This window comes from Nocardia blacklockiae (assembly GCF_015477355.1).
GTDB lineage: Bacteria > Actinomycetota > Actinomycetes > Mycobacteriales > Mycobacteriaceae > Nocardia > Nocardia blacklockiae.
Genome location: NZ_JADLRJ010000014.1, coordinates 68,380 through 91,209 on the forward strand (window position 1 = coordinate 68,380; position 22,830 = coordinate 91,209).

General features: G+C 73.5%; 3 protein-coding genes. All 3 read right to left on the bottom strand.

Going from position 1 to position 22,830, the window contains the following annotated elements; all coding sequences use genetic code 11:
* Positions 1-49: 49 nt before the first annotated feature.
* The 3 genes from IU476_RS30305 to IU476_RS30315 are packed head-to-tail and all read right to left on the bottom strand — an operon-like array spanning position 50 to position 22,828.
* The gene (locus IU476_RS30305) at positions 50-17,599 is read right to left on the bottom strand and encodes a non-ribosomal peptide synthetase (protein WP_195105719.1); all 17,550 of its coding nucleotides are present in this window, start codon (positions 17,597-17,599) and stop codon (positions 50-52) included.
* Positions 17,586-18,458, bottom strand: a complete 873-nt coding sequence (locus IU476_RS30310; RefSeq protein WP_195105720.1) for a 3-hydroxyacyl-CoA dehydrogenase family protein — start codon at positions 18,456-18,458, stop codon at positions 17,586-17,588. The genes IU476_RS30305 and IU476_RS30310 overlap by 14 nt, the downstream gene beginning before the upstream one ends.
* The gene (locus IU476_RS30315; protein WP_195105721.1) at positions 18,455-22,828 is read right to left on the bottom strand and encodes a condensation domain-containing protein; all 4,374 of its coding nucleotides are present in this window, start codon (positions 22,826-22,828) and stop codon (positions 18,455-18,457) included. The genes IU476_RS30310 and IU476_RS30315 overlap by 4 nt, the downstream gene beginning before the upstream one ends.
* Positions 22,829-22,830: the final 2 nt, after the last annotated feature.

Consider the following 22,830-nt stretch of genomic DNA (forward strand, 5'->3'; position numbering starts at 1 on the left):
GCTCGCGATGTCATGCCCCGTCCAGGGCCGCGAGTCCCTGGAGTACCGCTCAGTCGCAGTCGGATTCGAGGTCGGCCAGGTGGCCGCGGAGGGTTGCGGCGAGGGCTTCGATCGTGTGGCGTTCGAACAGTTGCTCCGGGTAGGTCAGGGTGCCCGAGATGGTGACGGGCTCGCCGGGGGTGGCGCGCTCGGTCAGCTCGAGCAGCAGGTCGAATTCGGTCGTCGGCGTCGGTAGCGGATACGTGCTCGCGTCCGGGAACAGTTCCGGCGCAACGGTTTCGACGCGGTAGCTGGTCGCCACCTGAATCAGCGGATGGCGATGTGCGACGCGGCGCGGGTTCACCTGCTCGACCATGCGGTCGAACGGGTAGTCGCGATTGTCGACCGCGGTGAGCAGGTCGTCGCGGACCGCGCGCACCAGTGCGTGGCCGCCCGCGACGGTGTCGACGCGCACGATCACCAGGTCGATCAGGCAGCCGACGACGGTGTCGAGTTCCTCGCTGTCGCGCCCGCTCACCGCCACGCCGATCGGCACGTCCCTACCCGCCCCGGTCGCGCTGAGCGCGGCGGCCAGCGCGGTGTGCACCACCGCGTACGGCGTTGCGGCACAGGCGCGTGCCACCCGCGCGACCGCCGCCGCGTCGAGCACCACGGGCACCGTCGCCGCGGTGCGCCCGGTCAGCTCCGTCCGCGGCCGGGCATAGGGCAGCGACAGTTCCTCGGGCAGATCCGCCAATTTCGCGCGCCAGTACCGGGACTGGGCGTGCAGGACCGACCCGGGCTCCGACTCGTCGCCCAATCGTGCCCGCAGAGCGAGCACATGATCCGCGTATTGCCCGGCCGGAGTGGGCCATTCGGGCGCGCTGCCCTGTTGCCGGGCGGCGTAGGCGACGGCCAGGTCGCGCCGCAGCACGGCCAGCGATTCCCCGTCGACCGCCGCGTGGTGCATCATCGCGAACAGTACGTGCCGGTCCGGAGCGAGCCGGAACAGCTTGCCGCGCAGCGGAAGCTGGGACCGCAGATCGAAACCTCGCTCCACCTCACGGGCCAGCGCGCCGTCCAGCTCGCCCGCCTCGATGTCGAGCGCGGGCAACCCGATCCGCACGGACTCGGCGGCGACGATCTGTTGTACGGGCCCGTTCTCGGTGTACGGCAGGACCGTACGCAAGCTCTCGTGCCGGGCGACGAGATCGCCGACGGCCGCCCGCAGCGCCGCCGTATCCAGATCACCGCGGACCTCGACCGCCGCCGCGAGCAGGTAGTCCGCCCGCTGGCCGCCGAGATAGTTGACGGTCCAGAACCGTTGCTGCGCGGGCGACAACGGCAGCACAGCGGGCCGCGTCATGGGCGACGCGACGGTCCGGGACGGCCCGGCGGCGCGGGTGCCGAGGTGGCGCTCCATACCGGCCACCGTGGGCGCCTCGAACAGGTCCCGCAGCGAGACCGGGCCGCCGAGCGCGGACCGGATCCGGCCCACCAGCCGCATCGCCGACAGCGAATTGCCGCCGAGCGCGAACAAGTCGTCGTCGATACCCACCTCGGCCACGCCGAGGGCGGCCGCGAACAGCTCCGCCAGAATCCGCTGCCGGGGCGAGCGCGCCGCACGACCGTCGGCGCGCGGGGGTGGCGGCAGCGCGTCGAAATCGACCTTCCCCGTGGGGGTCAGCGGTAGTGCGGGTATCTCCACAACGACCGCCGGGACCAGATAGCGGGGCAGTTCGTCGAGCAGTTCCGCACGCAGCCGCACCGGGTCCACCGGGGTGCGGGCCACGACGTAGGCGACGAGCGCGGTGCCGCCGGTCCCGGTGCGTGCGGTCACCACGGCCGCCGCGACAGCGGGACGCCGCCGCAACGCCGCCTCGACTTCGCCGGGCTCCACCCGGAAGCCGCCGACTTTCACCTGCCGGTCCGAGCGCCCGTGAAAGTGCATGACGCCCTGGCGATCCCAGCGCCCGAGGTCGCCGGTCCGGTACATGCGGGCGCCCGGCGGGCCGAACGGGCAGGCGACGAATCGGTCGGCCGTCGCCCCGGGCACGCGGTGGTAGCCATCCGCCAAACCCTGTCCGGCCAGATAGATCTCACCGACGACCATCGGCGGGACCGGCCGCAGCATCGAGTCCAGGACGAACACCGAGCTGTTCTCGATCGGGCGGCCGATCGGCACCGGGCCGTCGGCGTCCACCCGCGAAACATCGTGTGCCAGTGCGATGAACGTCGCCTCCACCGGGCCGAAGCCGTTCACCACGATGGCGTCGGGCCGCACCGCGCGTACCCGGGCCACCGCCGCGGGCGCGAGCGCGGAGCCCGCCACGATCAGCCGCAGCCGGGCCAGCTCGGCCGCGTGGTGCTCGCTGAGCACCTCGAACAATCCACTGGCCACCGACGCGGTCGTCACCCCGCCCTCGCGCAGGATCCGGCCGTACTCGGCCGGGTCGGCGTCCCCGGCGGGGGCCACGACGAGACAGCGGCCCGTGAGCAATGGCAGCCACAGCTCGTGGACGGCGAAATCCCAGGAGTGCGGCGAGTGGAACAGGATCCGATCCGCCACGCCGCCGCTACGGGCCAGCTCGCGAACGCGCGCGAGGATATTGCGCTGGGTGACGACGACGCCCTTCGGCACGCCCGTCGAGCCGGAGGTGAACATCAGGCAGGCGGGCGTGTCGACGGGCACGAGCGGCAGCACGTCGCCCTCCGGCGCCTCGTCCGCGGCCGTCATCGCCGCGGCATCGAGAATCACCTCGGCTCCGCTGTGCCGCAGCATGTTCCGCCGCCGTTCGGCCGGGAAGCGCTGGTCCAGCGGCACGATCAGCGCACCGAGCCGCACCACGGCCAGGAACGCCACCGCCACCTCGGCGGAGCGGTCCAGCGTGACACCCACGGCGCTGCCCGGGCCGACCCCCAGACGGGCCAGATACCCCGACACCCGGCGGACTCGCGCACGCACCTCCGCGAAGGTCAGCTCCGCGCCCTCGGAACGAATCGCCACACGGTCGGCGTGCCGTGTGGCCGTCTCCTCGAAAACAGCTGCCAGACAGTGGTTTCCCACATCACCGCGAGAACCGACGCCCCACTCCAGCATTCGACGCCGCTCGGCGGGCGGCAGCAGATCGGTGGCCGCGACCGTCCGTTCGGGCGCGTCCGTGAGTGCGGCGCAGGCCGCGCGGAAGCGCTCCCACCACTGCTCCGGAGTGCCGAACCAGTCCAGCTGCCGCGGCCGCACCGCCAGGCGGAAAACCGTGCGTTCGGCGCCGGGCACCACGACGAGGGCCACCGGATAGTGCGGGCGGTCGAAGACGTCGACCATGCGCGCGCGCAGACCGGCGTCACCGAGATCGTCGACCTGCACCGGGTAGTTCTCGAAAACGACCGAGGTGTCGAACAATTCGGCGCTGCCCGCGACCTCCTCGATCTCGTGCAGCCCGAGATGGTCGTGCTCGTAGAGGGCGGCGCGGGTCGCCTGCAATCCGGCGGCGAGCGCGGCGAGGGTGTCGCCCGGCCGCAGCCGCACCCGGACCGGGACGGTGTTGATCATCAGACCCACCATCCGCTCGGCGTCCAGGTCCGCCGGGCGCACCGCCACGGTGGTGCCGAAGACGACGTCGTCGCTGCCGGTGAGGTGCGCCAGCACCAACGCCCACGCCGCCGACACCAGCGTGTTGAGGGTCAGGCCGGCCGCGGCCGCCCGCTGCGGCAGGCGCTCGGCCAGCGCGTCCGGCAGCACGAATTCGTGCACCTCCGGCTGTTCCGACCAGCCCGCGCGCCCGGCGCGGCTGACCCGCGTCGGACGGCAGTCGCGCAGCTCGGCCTGCCACGCGGCCCGAGCCGCGTCGCGGTCGCGGCCGGCCCGCCACCGCAGGTAGTCGCGGAACGGTGGCGCGGGCGGCAGGTCCGCGCCCAGGTAGAGCAGGATCGTCTCGCGCAGCACGTTCGCCACCGACCAGCCGTCGAGCAGGACGTGGTGGTGGGTGAACGCCAGCCGCCACTCCTGCGGGCCCGTGCGGACGAGACAGAACGCGAGCGGCGGCGCGGCGGCGGGGTCGATGCGGCGGCGTTCGGCACGCAGCGTGTCGGTCAGGAAGCGCTCCCGCTCCGGCTCCGGCAGGGACGTGGAATCCACTGTGCGCCAGTCCGGTTCGACGCCCTCGCGCACGACGGCGACGATCCGGTCCGCGCCCTCGACAGCGAAGACGCAACCGAGGTGTGGGTGGCGGCGCAGCAGCGCGACGGTGGCCGCGCGCAACCGCTGTTCGTCGAGTTCACCCTCGAGGCCCAGAACCAGCTGCACCACGTACGCGTCCTCCGGGGCCTCGGCGGCCCGCTGGTAGAGCGTGTGGAACAGCAGCCCGGCTTGCAGCGGTGTGGCGGGCAGCAGATCCGACGGTTCGCCGAAATTCGCCCGGAGCCGGGACAATTCGGCTGCGGTGACCTCGGCGAGGGGGAAGTCGGACGGCGTGCGTTCCACGCCCGCCGGGTCGGTGTGGTGGGTGGCGAACGAGGCGAGCACCGCGGCCCAGTCGCCGGCCATCTGCTGGACCGTGGCAGCATCGACAACGCTTGGCGCCCAGGTCCATTCGGCTCGCAGCACCGGACCCGCCGGTGTCTCCGCTACGACCGCGTTGATTTCGAGGGCGTGCGGCAGCGCCATGCCAGGATCGGCCGTGCTGCCGAAGCGCACACCGAGCGTCCCGGCGTCGCCGCCGAGCCGGCCGAGATAGTTGAACCCGATCGGCACCCGGGCCGCCGCGATCTCGGGCGGCACGTCGGCTCCGTGGCGCAGCAGGCCGTAGCCGACGCCCCGCCGGGGCGTGGACCGCACCGCTTCCTTGACGGTGTTGGCCGCGTCGCCGAGCCCGGAACCGTTGTCCACCATGGCGTCCCAGTCCGGCACCGCGGCCGTCAGGCGCACCGGGTACACGACGGTGAACCAGCCGAGCGTGGTCGACACGTCGAGCGCGGCCAGGCTCGGGTCGGTGAGGTCGCGGCCGTGGCCCTCGACGTCGACGAGGACGCCGGGCCAGGTGTCGCCGGGTGTGGCGCGGCGAGCGGCGACCGAGAGCGCCGCGAGCAGGATGTCGGCGACCGTGCCGCGGAACCGATGCGGCACGCGGGTGAGCAGTTCGGCGGTGTGGCCCGAACCGATTGTCACCGTGTGCGTTTCGGCCGCGCCGACCGTGTCGCGGGACGGGTCCGGGGCGCGTCCGGTCGCGTCCTGCGCCACCGTCCGCGACCACCATCGCGCCTCCGCCGCGGGCACGGGCCGCTCCGCCAGCGCGGCCGCCCAGGTCCGCAGGGGCGTGACGATCGGCGCGAAGGCCGGCTCGACGCCCGTGGTCACCGCACGGTGCGCGGCCGCCAGCTCCGGGACCAGGATGCGCCAGGAGACGCCGTCGATCGCCAGGTGGTGGACGACGAGCAGCAGGAGTCCGGGCCGCGCGTCCAGCCACACCGCTTGCAGCAGAACGCCGTCGGACGGGCGCAGCCGGGCGCGGGCTTCGTCGAGCGCGGTGGCAAGGGCGGCCTCGGCGTCGTCTACGACGCTGTGCCGCAACAGGTTCGCCGCCGTGACCGCGCCGGGCGGGCGCACCTCGAGCTCTCGTCCGTCGTGCACGACGAGGCGCAAGGCGTCGTGGCGATCCAGGATCCGTTGCAACGCCGCACCGAGCGACTCCGCGGTGGCGTCGTCCGGCGCGGGCACGACCACGTACTGCCCGAATCCGTCGGTGGGCGTGGGGTTGTCGAGCAGCTCGCGCATGATCGGCGTCGGGTGCACCGGCCCGACACCGGCCAGCGGGTCGGCGGGGGCCGCCACCGCGGTCGCGACCCGGGCCAGCTCGCGCACGGTCTGCCGCTCGAACACGTCCGTGGGCGTGAGCGACACCCCGCTGCCGCGGGCGCGGTTCACCAGCCGGATGGCCAGGATGCTGTCACCGCCGAAGCGGAAGAAGCTGTCGTGCACGCCGAGGTCGGGCACGCCGAGCACCGATCGCGCCAGCTCGAGCAGCAGGTGTTCGATCGCCGGGTCCGCGGCCGCCGCGGCCGTCGGCACCAACGGTGCCGACGGAGCCGCCGGCAGTCGCTCGCCGCCGGACAGGAACGGCAGCTCGTCCACCGGGCGGTCCGGTTCGGCCAGCGCGGCGGCCAGCAGCCGGCGCAGGCCGCCGGCCAGCGATTCGGCCGTGGTCCGCTCGAACAAGTCCGCGCTGTACTCCAGGACGCCGCCGACCGTGCCCGTCCCCCAGGCGAATTCGAACAGCAGCGGGAACTTGGCGTGCGTGCGAGGCAAGTCGAGCGGACGGCAACGCACACCGGCGAGGTCGACGGCGATCCGGTCCGGCCGCAGCGTCACCATGACCTCGAACAGCGGATGCCGCCCCGGCACGCGTTCGGGGCGCACGGCCGCGACGACGCGGTCGAACGGCACCGGTTGCGCGAACGCCGCGAGATCGGTGTCCCGGGCCCGGTCGACGACGGCGGCGAAGCCCGGCCGGCCGGACAGGTCGGTGCGCAGCACCACCGTTTCGGCGAAGAAGCCGATCAGGTCGTCGAGGCCGAGTGTGTCGCGCCCGGAGGTCACCGTGCCGACGACGATGTCGGTGCCGCCGCCCGCCCGGCCGAGCAGGCAGGCGACCGCGGCGTGCAGCACCATGAACGGCGTCGCGCACCGGGCCGCCGCCAGCGCCGCGATCCGGTCGCGGATGCCGGGGTCGAACTCGAGCGCGACGGTGTCGCCGCGCTGGGTCACCGAGGTCGCCGCGCGGTCGATCGGCAGCGGCAGCCGGTCGGGCAGGTCCCGCAGCGCGTGCCGCCAGCGCGTGAGCTCGGCCGCGAGCGCGGGATGCGGGTCGTCCGGCGTGCCGAGCGTGCCCTGCTGCCAGACCACATAGTCCGCGTACTGCACCGGGAGCGGCGGCCAGGCCGGGGCGCGGCCGCCGCGGCGGGCGCTGTAGGCGGTGCCGAGGTCGGCGGCGAGCACGCCCAGGGAGTGCTCGTCGGCGATGAGGTGGTGCAGCACCAGCAGGAGCACCGTGCTGGTCCCGCCGGTGAACACCGTCACCCGCCACGGCGGCCGGGCGCACGGGTCGAACGGGCGGGCGGCCGCCGCGGCCAGCCGTTCCGGTGTCGGCTCGCCGGTGTCGATCGACATCGGATGCGGCGGATCGGGATGGATCCGTTGCGCGTCACCGGATTCGGTGAACACGGTGCGCAGGCTCTCGTGCCGGTCCCGCAGGTCGGTGAGCGCGGCCCGCAGCGCGTCGACGTCGAGCGCGCCGGTGAGTTCCACGGCGACCGGGATGTGATAGGCGACCGAGGACGGATCGAGCCGATGCAATGTCCACAGCCGCTGCTGCGCCGCCGACAGCGGAATGCGGTCGGGACGCGGTCCGCCGAGCGGCAGACGTTGCGGCGCAGTGGTTTTCGCGTGCTCGATCAGATCGGCGAGGGCGGCCACGGTCGGGTGGTCGAACAGATCCCGGATATCGATGTCGGCACCCAGTTCGGCGCGGATACGCAGCACCAGCCGACCGGCGAGCAACGAGTCGCCGCCGAGCGCGAAGAAGTCGTCCGCACTGTCGAAGTCGGTGCGGCCCAGTGTGTCGGCGAACAGGTCGTAAACGGCGTTCGCGAGTTCACCGGCCGGGCGGCCGCCGCGCGCACCGGCCTTGGCGCGCAGCGCGGACAACGCGGCGTGGTCGATCTTGCCGTTGGCGGTCAACGGGAGAGCGTCGATCGGCACGACCAGCGAGGGCACCGCGTGGGCGGGCAGCAGGGCGGTGAGGCGGTCGCGCAGCGCGCCGGGATCGCCGCCCGGCGCGACCGCGTAGGCGACCAGCCGCCGGTCCCCCGGCGCGCGTTCCTCGGCGCGGACCACCGCGGCCGTCACCTCGGGCAGGGCGCACAGCGCCGCCTCGACCTCGCCCGGCTCGATGCGGAAGCCGCGGATCTTGACCTGCCGGTCCGCGCGGCCCAGGTACTCCAACCCGCGCGGGCCGAGGCGGCCCAGGTCGCCGCTGCGGTACCTGCGGGCACCGGGCGGGCCCGCCGGGTCGGCGACGAACCGCGCGGCCGTCAGACCGGGACGCCGCAGATAACCGTTCGCGACGCCGTCGCCGCCGAGATAGATCTCACCCGGCAGTCCCGGGGGCACCTCGCGCAGCGCCGCGTCGAGCAGGACCGCGTTGCGTCCCGGAAGCGGGTGTCCTACAACACTTTCCGGACCGGTCGCACCTTCGGCCGGAAGTTCGTAGGCGGTGGCGTGCACGGTGGTCTCCGTGATGCCGTACATGTTCACCAGCCGCGGGCCGCGGCTTCCGACCGCGGCCGTCCACGAGGCCAGCCGGCGCGGGTCGGTCTTGTCGCCACCGAGTATCACCAGGCGCAGCGCCGACTCGGCCGCGCGCCCGGGGCGGGCCGCCGCGGCGGCGGTGAGCAGTTCGAACGCGGCGGGCGTCTGGTTCAGGACGGTGACGCGGCGGGCGACGAGCAGTTCCAGGAAGTCGTCGGGCGAGCGGGCGGTCCGCTCGTCCACGATCACCAGCGTCGCGCCGTGTCCCAGCGCGCCCCAGAGTTCCCAGACCGAGAAGTCGAAGGCCACGGAGTGGAACAGCGTCCACACGTCCGCCGGGCCGAGGTCCAGGAGCGCGCGCGTCGACGCGAGCAGCCGTGCCGCGCACCGATGCGTGACCACCACGCCCTTCGGCCGTCCGGTGGATCCCGAGGTGTGGATGACGTACGCCGGGTCGTCCGGACGCGGCGGCCGGGGCCGAATCGTGTTCTCCTGCTGCGGGTCCGGCTCGTCCAGAGCCTCGATCAGCAGGGTGCGTTCACCCTCGAGCGCGGCGGCGTGGTCGCGAGTGGTGATCACCAGTTCGGGACGGCAGTCGTCCAGGATCATCCGCAGGCGCGCGGCCGGGTTCGCCGGATCCAGCGGCACGTAGGCCGCACCGGACCTGAGTATCGCCGCCAGCGCCACGACGAGATCGGTACCGCGCGGCAGCGAGACCGCGACCAGCATCCCGGGGCCCGCGCCGAGCGCGGCCAACCGTGCCGCCCACCGCTCGGAGCGCTCGTCGAGTTCCCGATAGGTGATTTCCTCGGCACCGTGCACTACGGCCGTCGCCGCGCCGGAACCACTGGTGCCGCGACGCAGCCATTCCACCAGAGTGTTTGGCTCCGAACGGTTTTCGCCACCCTGCAAACCGGCGGCGACGGGCGCGTGCGCACCATCGAGGCGGGAACTGCCGAGCCGTGTGGATTCACCGCCGAATCGCAGTCTGCCGACCGGAGTGTCGGCGTCGGCGGTGGCGAGGGCGGACAGGATGGTCAGCAGGCGGGAGTGGTGGGCCGCGAGGTTGGCGGGGGTGTGCCGCGCGGTGACCGAGTCCAGGTCGAGGCGGAGTTCGGGCTCGCCGTTGTCGTAGACGCCGAGGGTGACGCCGTCGGTGCGGCCGGGCGAACCTTGGTGCGGCACGGCCGGATTCCCGCCGAACTCCCGCATCAGGTCCATCGGCATGATCGTCGCGACCGGCCCGTACGGGGGCCGGCCGTCGACGAGTCCGGCGCGGCGCATGTCCGCGTGCCGGTAGTGCTGGTGCCGCAGCACCGCCGAACTCTCCGCGCTTACCGCCGCGACGAGGTCGGACAGCGGCGCGCGCGGATCCACTGCCACGCGCAGCGGCACCACGTTCGCGGTCATGCCGAGCGCGTGCCAGGAGCGCTTCGCGGGCACGGTCAGCCCCGGCACGACCACGCGGCTGCCGGTATCGGCGTGCAGGGCGAGCGCGGTGGCCGTCAGCACCAGCACGGGCCACCTGACCCCGTACTCGTCGGCGCGGCGACGCAGCGCCTGCCACGTGCCGGCGTCGAGAGTGCCGGTGTGCCGGAGGAATTCGTCCGCGCCGCCCTGGGTGGCGTCCTCGGCGAGCACGGGCGCCTCGCCCAGCCCCGCCAGCCGTCCGGCCCAGAACTCGCGGTCGGAGTGGTACCGGTGCGAGGCGCGGTAGCGGACGTCCTGGTCCACGAAGGCGTCCAGGCGGTCGAACACCGCGTCGGCCAGGGTGTCACCGGCACGCAGCGCGCTGTAGGTGTCCGACACCCGCCGGGTGAAGGCGGCCATGCCGCCGCCGTCGCCGACGAGGTGGTGAAACCTGATGAACCACAGGTGATCCGCGTCGCCGACGCGCAGCAGCGCGTGATCGAACAGCGGGGCGGTGGTCAGGTCGTAGGGCCGATCCAATTCGGCGGCGACGAACGCGCGCGCGGCGTCGAACGGTTCGGCGCTGTCGCGGAAGTCCTTGCGACACAAGGGCCACTCCGCCAGTTCCTCCACGACCTGCACCGGCCCGTCGGGCCCGATCGCGATCCGTACCCGCAGCGTCTCCGCCCCGGCCACGGTATGCCGCAACGCCTGCTCGAACAGCTCGTGATCGAGGTCTCCCCGGATATGCAGGTATCCGCCGACGACGAACCGCCGCCCGCTCCGATCGAGTTGCTGCCCGAACCAGATCTCGCGCTGCGCGGCGGTCAGCGGCCGCACGCGCCCACGCGCGTCCGGCACCTCCGGCCCGAGATCCGCTGGCGGCGCGACGGTTTCGCTCCGCGCCGGAACCTCGCGCGCCGAACCAGCCGACGGGACGGCGGCGCCACCCGGTAGCCACGACTCCGGGCCGGACAGCGCCGCAGCGCTTTCGCGCGTTTCGGTGAGTTCGGACGCGGCCGACGGATGTGCCGGACCTGCCGGGACCTCTGCCGGAACCGTGTCGAGAGTGCTCAGCGGCAGGTCCGGGTGTCGGATCAGCGCGGCCAGCAGTCGGCTGTACTGTGCCGCCAGCTCCCGCACCGTGTCGCGGTCGAACAGGTCGGTGGCGTATTCGATGGATCCGACGGCCGGTTGCCCGGCGGCCGGTGCGGTCAGGCCGAAAAACAGGTCCGCCTTGGCGGTGCCGGTGCCGACCGGGACCGGCTCGACGCGCAGGCCGGGCAGCGTGAGTTCCGGCACGGCGGTGTTCTGCCAGGCGAACATCACCTGGTACAGCGGGTGATACGCGGTCGAGCGCTGTGGCGCGAGCAGGTCCACCAGCCGTTCGAACGGCGCGTCCTGATGGTCGTAAGCAGCCAGCGCCTTCGCGCGGACGCGGTCCACGACGGTCGCGAACGCGAGGTCGCCCGACACCTGCACCCGCAGCACCCAGGTGTTGACGAAGAAGCCGACCAGATCGGTGAGCGCCGGATCGTTGCGTCCGGCGATCGGCCCGCCGACGGTGATGTCCGTGCCGCCTCCCCACCGGTGCAGCAGCACGATCAGCGCGGCCTGCAACACCATCGAGGTGGTCGCGCGCCGGTCGGCCGCGTAGGCCTCGACGGCGGCGAGCAGGTCCGCCTCGACCGTGAGAGCTACGTGGTCGCCGCCGCCCCGGGCGATCGCCGGCCGGGGCCGGTCGGTCGGAAGGGCCAGCGGCTGCGGCAGATTCGCCAGTTCCGTGCGCCAGTACTCCAGCTGGCCGCGCAGCAGCGGGGTGGGTTCGTCGTCCGCGCCGAGCCGTTCCCGTTGCCACAGTGTGTAATCGGCGTACTGCACGGGCAGCGGATCCCACGCGGGCGCGCTGCCCCCGCACCGGGCGGTGTACGCGGTGGCCACGTCGCGGGCCAGTGGCACCAGCGACCAGCCGTCGGCGGCGATGTGGTGCAGCACCACGATGAGCACGTGCTCCTCGGGCCCGCACCGCATCACCGCGGCGCGGATCGGGAGGTCCGCCGCGAGATCGAACCGGCGGCGCGCGGCGGCGCCGAGACGGGCGGACAGGCCCGCCGCCCCGGATTCGATGACCGGCAGCTCGAGATCGACCTCCGCCGGGTCCGAGATGCGCTGGTACGCTTCGCCGCCCGCCACGGCGCACACCGTCCGCAGGGACTCGTGCCGGATCACCACATCGCGCAGCGCGGCCCGCATGGCCTCGATGTCGACGGGTCCGGTCAAGCGCAGCGCGAGCGGAATATTGTACATCGGTGCGCCGTCGGACAATTCGTGCACCAGCCACAGCCGCCGCTGCCCGTGCGAGAGCGGTATGCGCTCCGGTCGCGGCATCGGCGCCACACCGCGCTCCCGTGGCCCCGGCCGCACCCGGGCGGCCAGCGCCGCGACGGTCGGCGCGGCGAAGATCTCCCCGATCGGGACGTCCGCACCGGCGCGGGCACGCAGCAGGGTCACCACCCGCATGGCGCTGAGCGAGTCGCCGCCGAGCGCGAAGAAGTCGTCGTCGCGTCCGGCGCGCGGCAGGTCGAGGGCTTCGGCGTACGCCGCCGCCACCGCCTCTTCGAGCGGGCCGCGCGGCGGACTGTAGGGCCGCGGCCGCGGCACCGCGGAATCACCCGGCGCCGCGGGCTTCTCGGCGACCTCGACCGGCACGAGCCGATCGATCGGAGCGTCCGGATCGTCGAGCATCGCCGACAGCACCGACATCCATCGGCCGGTGAGTTCGCGAATCGCCGACTCGTCGAAGCACTCCCGCAGATATCCGGCCTTCACCCGCAGCCGGGTGTCCAGCCACGCCACCAGGGTCAGCGGATAGTGGGTGCCGTCGTTGACCTCGACATCGGTGACCGCCAGTCCCGAGCCGTCCACCGCGGTGAGGGCGGCGGCGTCGAGCGGGTACGACTGCACCTCGAGCAGCGTGTCGAACAGCGCGGGCCGCCCGGCCGCGGCGAGAATGTCGGCGAGACCGAGATATTGGTGCGCCACCAGCTCCGCCTGCTCGCGCTGGTGCCGGACGAGCAGTTCGGCGACGGTCTCCGCGGCGGCGACCCGCACCCGCACGGGAACGGTGTTCACGAACAGCCCCACCATGTCCGCCACACCCGCCAGGTCCGCCGGTCGCCCCGACACGGCGGTGCCGAACACCACGTCCCGGCGGCCCATGGTGCGCGCCAGGGTCAGCCCCCACGCGCACTGCAACACCGTGTTGGCCGTAACCTGCTGCGCCGCGGCCACTTTCCGCAGTCGCGCGGTGTGCTCCTCGTCGAGGCCGAATTCGACCGTGTCCGCCACCGCCGCGAGGTGCCGGACCCGCTGCTCCGGCGCCAGCAGGGTGGGTTCCGTCGCGTGTTCGAACGCGGCCCGCCAGGCGAGGCGCGCACGGTCGCGGTCCTGGCGCCGCAACCAGGCCAGGAAATGCTGATACCCGCGCGGCGGCGGCAGGTCCGGAAGTTCGCCCGCCGCATAGCGGGTCAGCAGTTCGGCGGCGACCAAGGGCATGGACCAGCCGTCCATCAGCAGGTGGTGGGTGGTCACCACGAGCCGGAAGTCGTTGTCGCCGAGGGTGAGCAGCGCGCAGCGCAGCAGCGGCGGTGCGTCGAGGCGGAACGGGCGACGGCGATCCTCCGCCGCGAAGGCCGCGAATTCCGCAGCGGGATCAGCGGTGTCGCGCAGATCCAGCTCGCTCCACGGCACCCGCACCGCCCCGGCCACGATCTGCACGGCCGTGCCGTCGGCGGCCGGGGTCACCGCGACCCGCAGCGCGGTGTGCCGCTCCAGGAGGCCGCGCACCGCGTCGAGCAGGCGGTCGGTGTCCACGACCCCGGCCAGCCTAAAGACCGTCTGCACGTGGTAGGCGTCGACGGACGACTGGGCCAGCACGGCGTGGAAGTAGAGGCCTTCCTGCAGCGGAGCCAGCGGCCACACGTCCACCAGGCCGGGATAGCGCCGCTCCCAGCTCTCGATGTCGCCCTGACTCACGCGCACCAGCGGGAAGTCCGAGGGCGTGCGCCCGCCCGCGCCCGGCGCGATGCCGTGCCGCCGCAACCCCGCCAGCGCCCGCTGCCAGTACTCGCTCAGCTCCTTGACGTCGTTGTCCGACAACAAGGTTCGCGGGTACGCGAAGACGGCGTGCAGACGGTCACCGGCGATCACGGTCGCCACGTCGAGCCCCGCCGTCGCGGGCGCGTCGACGACGGGTTCCGGGAGATCGGACAGGTCGGGATCGGGCAGCCACGGCGCGTCGCCGGTCAGCGCGCTCGTGCGGCCGAGATAGCGGAAGCCGACCTCCGCCGCCGGAACGGCGAGCGCGTCCGCGGTCTCCGGGTTGAGGTATCGGAGCAACCCGTAGCCGACGCCCCGGTCCGGCAGCTCGCGCAATTGCTCTTTGACTCTTTTGAGGGCCGCGCCCGCCGCCGGACCGCCCGCGAGCGCGTCGGCGGTGTCGAGGTCGCTCACGTCGAGCAGTGCCGGGTACACGGTGGTGAACCAGCCGACCGTGCGGGACAGTTCGGCCCCGGGCACCGCCTCGCGTCCGTGCCCTTCGAGCCAGACCCGGTGCCGCGCGGCCGCTTCCGGCCGCCACGCCGCCAGCGCCAGTGCCAGCGCGGTGAGCAGCACCTCCTGGGTGTCGGCCCGGAATCGGCCGCCGACGAACTCCAGGTCCGCGGTCTGCGCCTGATCCACCTCCACCCGCACCTGGCGCACGTCCCGCGCCCGGTCGACAGCGGCATCGAAAGCCCGTGTGCCCAGTGGTGTTTCGGGCGCGTCGACGATCTCTTGCCAGAGCGGCAGTTCCGCTACCCGCTCCGCGCGCCGCGCCTCCTCGGCGAGCGCGTGGGCCCAGCGGCGCATCGAGGTGGCGGGCGCGGGGAGGGCGGCGGGTCGTCCGGACCGCAGCTGCGTCCAGGCCGACATCAGATCGGGCACGACGACGCGCCACGACACCGCGTCCACCGCCACGTGGTGCACGACCAGCAGCAGCCACCCGGCCGCGCCGGGCCGATCGAGCCACACCGCTTGCAGCACAATGCCTTCCGCGGGCGCGAGCCGCCGCAGGGCCGCCGCCTGCTCCGCCGCCAGGGTCGCGCGGACGGTCTCGGTGTCCGCGCCGGGCTCCATCGCGACCCGCCGCACCAGCGCCGCGACGTCCACCGCGCCGGGCGGCGCGACCGTCAGCCGCCACTCCCCGGCCTCGCGGAACAGCCGCGCCCGGAACATGTCGTGCCGGTCGACCACCGCGGCCAGGGTCGCCACCAGCGTCGCGTGGTCGACGTCCGCCGGCAGCCGCAGCACCGCGGATTGGGTCGGGCCGTCGTCCACACCGCGGTCCAGCAGATACCGCAGCACGGGCGGCAGCGGCAGGTCCCCGACTCCCCCGCCGGGCAGTTCGGCGAGCGTCGCGGTGTCGGCGTCGGTCGGCGTGATGTCGGCGAGGGCGGCGAGCGCGGCCACCGTGCGCTGTTCGAACACGTCCTGCGCGGTGAAGCGGACGCCGCGCCCGCGAGCGCGGGCCACGAGCAGGATCGCCATGATGCTGTCGCCGCCGAGGGCGAAGAACGAGTCGTGCGCGCCGACCTCCTCGAGGCCGAGGACATCGGCGAACGACGCCGCGACGACCGTCTCCGCGGGCCCGGCCGGGGCGCGGTAGTCGGGACGGTCGTCCGCGGGCGCGGGCAGGGCACGCACGTCCAGCTTGCCCGACGTCGCCATCGGGATGCGGTCGAGTCGCACCAGGGCGTCGGGCAGCATGTACGTGGGCAGCCGGTCGGCCAGCCAGGTCCGCGCCGCCGTCGTCGACAAGTCCTGCGCGGCAATGGTGTACGCCACCAGCCGGCCACCGCGCACCAGCACCACGGCCCGTTCGATGTCCGGGTGCGTGGCCAGCGTCTGCTCCACCTCGCCCAGCTCGATGCGCTGACCGCGCAGCTTCACCTGCGAGTCGGCGCGACCGCCGAACTCCAGGGTGCCGTCGGGCCGCCGCCGCACCAGGTCGCCGGTGCGGTACATGCGGGTGCCGGCCGGGCCGTACGGGTCGGCGACGAATCGTTCGGCCGTCGCGGCGGCGCGGCCGTAATAGCCGCGCGCCAGGGGGATTCCGGCCAGATACAGTTCGCCGAGGAATCCCGCCGGGGCCGGACGCAGCCCGCTGTCGAGCACGTACGCCCGCATGTTCCAGCCCGGCCCGCCGATCGGCACCACCGGCGTGTCACCCGGCTCGGCGCGGTGTGCGGTGACCGCGATCGCGGCCTCGGTCGGCCCGTACACGTTGTGCACGGCCACGGCGGATCCCACGGCGGCCGCCACGGCCGGCGGCAACTGCTCGCCGATGACGAACAGTTGCCGCAGCGAGCGCAGCCGCGCCGCATCCACCTCGCGCACGAAGGCCGACAGCAGCGACGGCACGAAATCGGTCACCGTGACGCCGTGCCGGTCGATCAGCTCGGCGAGATACTCGGGGTCGCGCCGCCCGCCGGGACGGGCCAGCACCACGGTCGCGCCCACCCGCAACGGCAGCAGGAAGCCCCACAGCGACACGTCGAAGGTCGTGGCGGTCTTCTGCAGGTACACCTCGTCCGGTCCCAGCGCGTAGTGCGCGATCATCCACTCGAGGTGGTTGACGATCGCGACCTGGGACACCGCGACGCCCTTCGGCACGCCCGTCGACCCGGAGGTGAAGATCACGTACGCGGCGTGCTCGGGCCGCACGGGCGCGCGCCGGTCCGAATCCTCCAGCGGCGCGGGGGAATACGAGGAAGTGTCGAGGGTGTCGACAGCTACCACGCGCACCCCGGCGGGTACCGCGATCTCGTCGGCCGAGCGGGTCAGCACGCAGAGCGGGCGGACGGTGTCGAGCATGTGCGCCGTGCGGACGGCGGGATGGTCCGGGTCGATCGGAACGTAGACCGCGCCCGCCGCGGCCACCGCGTACAGCGCCACCACCAGGTCGACCGAACGCGGCAGCGCCACCGCCACAGTCGTTTCCGGGCCGACGCCGGCCGCGACCAGCCAGCGCGCCAGCCGGTGCACGCGGGCGGCCAGTTCCCCGTACTCGACGGTCGCGTCGCCGGTCACGAGCGCTACCGCGTGCGGCGTGCGATCGGCCTGCCGCGCGAAAGCCGCTGCGACGGTGTCCGATACTGGCAGCGGGTGGGACGTCTCGTTGACAGTGACTGTCGCCCAGCGCCTTTCGGTGGCGTCGGTGACGTCGAAGGAGCCGATCGGCCGTTCCGGTTCGCGCGCCAGCTGTTCGAGCAGAATCAGGTAGCGGCGTGCGATGTCGTCGGCGGGGCCGACCGCGGTCACGGTCCAGCGGCCGGGGTCCCGGTCGTCCAGCCGGACCCGCAGCACCGGCCCGCTCTCCTCGAATCCGTCGTCGGCCGAATCCTGTTCGGCGACAAGGCTCCATCGGTCGGGCCAGGGCGCGTCGAACTCGGTGAGATACCGGTGCCGGCGTGCCGACCGCAGGTCGCGGCCCACCCGTGTCACGAGACGGCCGAACGTCCACTCCGGGCCGGCCACGGCCCGCACCGGCGTGGTCGCGCCGCCCTGCCGGAGCGCGACGACGATGTCCCGGTCCCCGGTGACCCGGTGGGCGAAGGCCACCAGCGCCGCCAGCAGGACGGCCGCCGTGCCGCCGCCGCTGCGCCGGACGATCGGCGTGAGAGCGGCCGCGTCCAGCACGAGGTCGCGCCGGGCGGGCGCGCGACCGCCGCCGTCGTGAAAGCCGTTGGCGCCGAACGGCACCGCGGTGTCCGGTCGCGGCGCGTCGGCGAGCCGGTCCGTCCAGTACTCGCGGTCGGTGGCCCAGCGGCCGGACTGCCGGTAGCCGGTCTCGTCAGTGATAGTCATGGAATCCTCGCCCCGTCTTGCGGCCGAGCCGACCCGCCGCGACGAGGTCGGCCAGTGCCGCGGGCACCGTGTAGCGTTCGTCGCCGGTCTCGGCCCGCAGCACCTCGAGGGTGTCGGCGACGTTGTCCAATCCGATCAGGTCCGCGGTCCGCAGCGGGCCCATCGGGTGGCCCAGGCAGCGTTCGAAGACCGCGTCGACCGTGGCCGCGTCGCAATCGTCGGCGCCGGCCCGCTCGGCCGCGGCGGCGATCGACTGCATGAGCAGCCGGTTGAGCACGAAGCCGGGACCGTCGCCGACCACGACCGGCTGCTTGCCGAGGGCCTCCACCAGGCCCACCGCCGTGACCAGCGTGCGCTCCGAGGTGGCCGGGCCGCGCACCACCTCGACCGCGGCGGTCAGCGGCGCGGGATTCATGAAGTGCAGGCCGACCACGCGGTCCGGCCGCGAGACCCGCGCGGCCAAGCGGGCGACGGGGATGGCGGAGGTGCCGGTGGCGAGCACGGCGCCGGGCGGGCAGTGCCGGTCCAGGTCGGCGAATACGGCCGCTTTGAGGTCGGGCCGCTCCGGCACCGATTCGATGACGCAGTCGATGTCGGCCAGCGCGGCGATCTCGCTCACCCAGGTCACGCGCGCGGCCGTCGCGGCCGGATCGGTGACGGCGGCGCCGCGGCCGAGCAGTTTCGCCAGGCGGAGCTGCCGGTGCAGTTCGTCGCGGGCGCGGGCGAGCGCGGCCGGGTCGGTCTCGACGACGACCACGCGAAAATCGTGCTGCGCCAGGCATTGTGCGATGCCGGTGCCCATTGTCCCGGCGCCTACGACGCCGATGCGCGCGATGCCGTCTCGGGTGTCGGCGGTCATGCCATGCTCCTGTCCCGGTCCACGGGGACGGCACCGCCGTCCGGGTCGAGATCGACGGCCTCGGGGGCGATCTCCGAACACGGCCGGTCCGGTGCCCGCAACAGGCCGTCGACGAGGCGCACCAGGTCCGCCAGCAGCGCGTCGGCGGTGGCCTGGTCGAACAGTTCGGTCGCGTAGTCGAGGGTCAGCTCGGCCGACGGGCCGCGGGGGTCGACGGCCAGCGTCAGTTCCACTCGCGGATTCGGCGTGGAGGTGTGCGCGCCGTCGTAACGCACCGGAAGCGCCTGTGCCGCAGCGGGGGTCGAGGCGTCCGGAGCGACGGAAGCCGCACCGCGCGCCACTCGGTCGAGCAGTGCGGTCGGTGTCGGGTCGTCGGTCAGGTCCACCCGGAGCGGCCGGGGGCCCGGCGCGACGTCCAGGTCGATGCGGTCCTCGCCGCTGTACCAGGACAGCAGCACCGCCCACGCCGCCGTCAGCGTCGTGTCGAGGTCGGGGACGGTCCGGTCGAGCGGGCGTCGCGTGCGTGCCCGCGTATAGGCGGGGGCGGCCGGGCGCGGACGGTCGGCGGGTATCTCGATCGCCCGGTAGTCCACCGCCGCCGAAGGTGTTGCGGGCCGGACGATCTCGTCGACGATCCGGTCCGGCTCGGAACGCACCAGCTCGCGCAGGATGTCCAGGTACGCCGCCGACATCTCCGCCGCTGTCTCCGCCGTGAACAGGTCGGTGCTGTACTCGAGGCAGGCGTCGAGGACCGGGCGGCCGGGATGGTCGAGGGTCAGCAGCGTCAGGTCGAATTTGGCGGTGCCGACCGGCATGCCGGGGAACAGGTTCGCCACCGTGCGGTGCTGGTCGAAGAAGTCGGTGATCGCCTCGCCGCCGGACTCGCCGCCCGGCAGTTCCTGATGCACGTGGAAGACGTCGAACACCGGTGTGCGGCTCAGGTCGCGGTCGCCGCCGAGTTCCTGCACCACCCGGTCGAACGGGATCTCCTGGTGGTCCAGCGCCGCGAGCACCACCGAGCGCACCCGGTGCAGCCAGTCGCGCACCGACGGCCCGCCGGACAGATCGGTGCGCAGCGCCACGGTGCTGTTGAAGAAGCCGATCAGCCCGGCCAGTTCGGGCCGGCCGCGGCCGGTGGTCGGCGTACCGATGACGATGTCGGACTGTCCGCTGTAGCGCGCCAGCAGCAGGTGGAACGCCGATAACAGCACCACGAACACCGACACCGATTCGCGCCGGGCCAGCTCCCGCACCGCCGCCATCTCCGCCGCGTCGATCTCGAAGATCTCCAGCGCGCCGGCGAAGCTCTTGCGGGCCGGGCGCGGCTTGTCCAGCGGCAGTTCCAGTCGCGGTGCGCCGGTGAGGGTTTCGACCCAGTAGCGCAGTTCGCCGTCGAGTGCGTTGCCCGCCAGCAGATCTCGCTGCCAGCGCGCGTAGTCGCGGTACTGCACCGGCAGCGGCGGCAGCTCGGGAGCCCGGCCCGCGATCCGGGCGCGATACAGCTCGGGGAGTTCCCGGTGCACGATCTGCGGTGAGCCGCCGTCGTTCACGGCGTGATGCATGGTGACCTGCAGGACGTGGTCGCCGGGCCCGACCCGGACGAGCAGCACCCGCATCAGCGGGTCGGTGGCGAGGTCGAAGCGCACCCGGGCCGCGTCGGCGACCAGGTCCCGGGCGGCGGCCGTGGGATCGGGCGCCGCGGAGACGTCGGCGAACCGGAAGAACTCGCCCAGCTCGGGCCGGATCCGCAGGGTGGGCGTGCCGTCCTCGTCGACGAAGTTCGAGCGCAGGGTCTCGTGCCGGTCGGCGAGATCGGCGAAGGTGCCGTGCACCGCCTCGGGGTCCACGGGCCCGGACAGCCGGATGACGATCGGCAGGTTGTACAGGGTGGTGTCCGGGTCGAGCTGATGGTGGAACCACATCCGGACCTGCCCGAACGACAGCACGTACTCGTCCTGCGGGACGACCGGCGGCAGGCTCGCGGCCGGCGCGGCGTCCCGGGTGAGCAGTGCGGCGAATTCCGCGATGGTCGGATGCTCGTAGACGTCCAGGAGTTTCGGGCGCACGCCGTAGGCCTCGGTCACGCGGTCGAGCAGGGCCAGCGCGAGGATGGAGTTGCCGCCGAGTTCGAAATAGTTCTCGTGCGCGTCGATGTCGCGATCGGCGTCGAGCAGGGTGCGGACCGTGGCGCGCAACCAGGCGACCGGATCGGCGGTGTCGGCGGCGGGCGTCGGCGCGGCGGGCGCCTGCGGCTCCGGTCGCCAGGTGACCTCGACCCAGCAGTGCACTCCGGCCAGGGGGTGCCCCGGCAGCCGCAGCCGCCGTGCGGGTTCCGGTTGTCCTGCGGCCCAATCCAAGTCGGCCCCGTGCTCGTAGAGCGCCGCCAGCGCCCGCGCCGGTCCCTCGGACACGTCTTCCGGCACCACGATCTCGGCGTCCGCCACCTCACCCAGGGCCCGCGTCAGCAGCGCGCCGAGGCAGCCGCCGGGAGCGGTCTCGACGAACACCACCGGCCCGTCCGCCAGCAGACTCCGCGCGACGGAAAGCAGCCGCTCGCTGTCGACACTGCGATCCTCCGCCGCCGCCGCCAACTCCTCGGCCCCCACCGCACTCCCCGTCCCCGCCAAATACCGTGCGGCATACCGAGAAACCCCCGCCCCTAGCACCGCGGCCACCTCCACCCCGTACCGCCGCAGCTCGTCATGAAACGCGATCTGCCCCGCCAGCAACTCCCCCACCACCCCACGAGCAGGCAACTCATCCGGCAGCCGGAACCCACCACGCGGCAACGCATCCGGCGACAACAGCAACACAACCCGCGGCACCCGAGCGGGCCGGGCAACCGTGAGCGGTCCGCTTTCGGACGGGAGCGAGGCGGCTGTGGCGGCCAGGCGTTCGGCCAGGTCGGCGGTGTCGGTGGCGGTTATGGCGAGGCGGCGGGCGTAGTGGTCGCGGCCTCGGTTGAGGGTGAAGGCGACGTCGGCTAGTGGCGCGGGATCGGCGGACAGGGACGCGGCCAGGTCGGCGCACAGTTGGTGCAGGGCCGCGTCGGTGCGGGCGGAGATGCCGATCAGACGAGGGCCTGAGGAAGGGGGCGAAAGTGGTTGGGACGGGGGCTGTTCCACGACGCAGTGGGCGTTCATGCCGCCGAGGCTGAACGAACTGACGCCCGCCCGGCGCACGTCCCCGCGGTCGGGCCAGGGGGCGGCGCGGGTCACCACCTCGAGGCCCGCGGAAGCGAGATCCAGTCCGCCGGTGGGCTTGTCGAAGTTCAGCGAGGGATACAGTTCGCCGTGCTCGACCGCGAGCACCGCCTTCACCAGCCCGGCGATGCCCGCGGCCTGGTCCAGGTGACCGATATTGGTCTTCACCGAGCCGAGCGCCAGCGGCGCGGTCCGGCCTGCGGGCAGCACGTCCGCGAGCGCTTCCAGTTCCACCGCGTCGCCGAGCCTTGTGCCCGATCCGTGCCCTTCGAGATATCCGGCGGATTCGAGGGGCGCCTGGGCATCACGCCAGGCCGCCGCGATCACGGTCGCCTGCGCCCGCGCGCACGGTGTGCTGATGGTCGCCGCGGCACGGCCGTTGTGCCGGGTCGCGCTGCCCCGTACGACGGCGTGCACGGCGGCGCCGTCGGCGCGGGCCCGGTCCAAGGTGGTGAGCAGCAGCACGGCTCCGCCCTCCCCGACCAGTGTGCCGTCGGCGTCGGCGTCGAAGGCCCGGCATTCCCCGCGGGCCGACACCAGTTCGTCGAACCCGGCCGCCTCGTCCGCGCCGATTCCGAAGGCGCGCACGCTCACTCCACCCGCCAGCGCGTAGTCGGCGGTGCCGTCCCGCAGTTCGCGGCACGCCTGGTGCACGGCCAGCAGCGCGGCGTTGCAGCCGCTGTCGATCGCGTAGCACGGGCCCGTCAGGCCGAGCACGTGCGCGATCCGCGCGGCCGCCCCGAAGCCCGCACTGCCGAGCGCGCCCAGCGTGTGCGCGCCCGCCGCCAGCCCGTACAGCGGTGCCGGGGTGGCCCCGAACACGACCGCGGTGTCGGTCGATCGCAGCGTCGACAAGGCGTATCCGCCGTCCTCGGCGGCCCGCTGCGCCAGCACCAGCGCCAGCCGCTGCTGCGGATCGGTCAGCGCCGCTTCGCGTTTCGACAAGCCGAAGAACTCGTGATCGAAGGTCGACACGTCGTCCAGATAGCCCGCCGGTACCGCGGCCGCCCGCTCGTCGACGCCGGTGACGGCCGCCCGCGCGGGGTCCATGGGCGCGATCGAGGCGCGGCCGGACCACAGGTTCGCCCGGAACCGCGCGGTGTCGGTGGCGTCGGGAAAGCGCAGGCCGATGCCCACGATCGCGATGTCGGGTCGCGCGTACCCCATAG

Bases quoted from the DNA above. Each gene is read 5' to 3' on its own strand.
- IU476_RS30305 (WP_195105719.1), bottom strand. From the start codon at position 17,599: ATGACTATCACTGACGAGACCGGCTACCGGCAGTCCGGCCGCTGGGCC.
- IU476_RS30310 (WP_195105720.1), bottom strand. From the start codon at position 18,458: ATGACCGCCGACACCCGAGACGGCATCGCGCGCATCGGCGTCGTAGGC.
- IU476_RS30315 (WP_195105721.1), bottom strand. From the start codon at position 22,828: ATGGGGTACGCGCGACCCGACATCGCGATCGTGGGCATCGGCCTGCGC.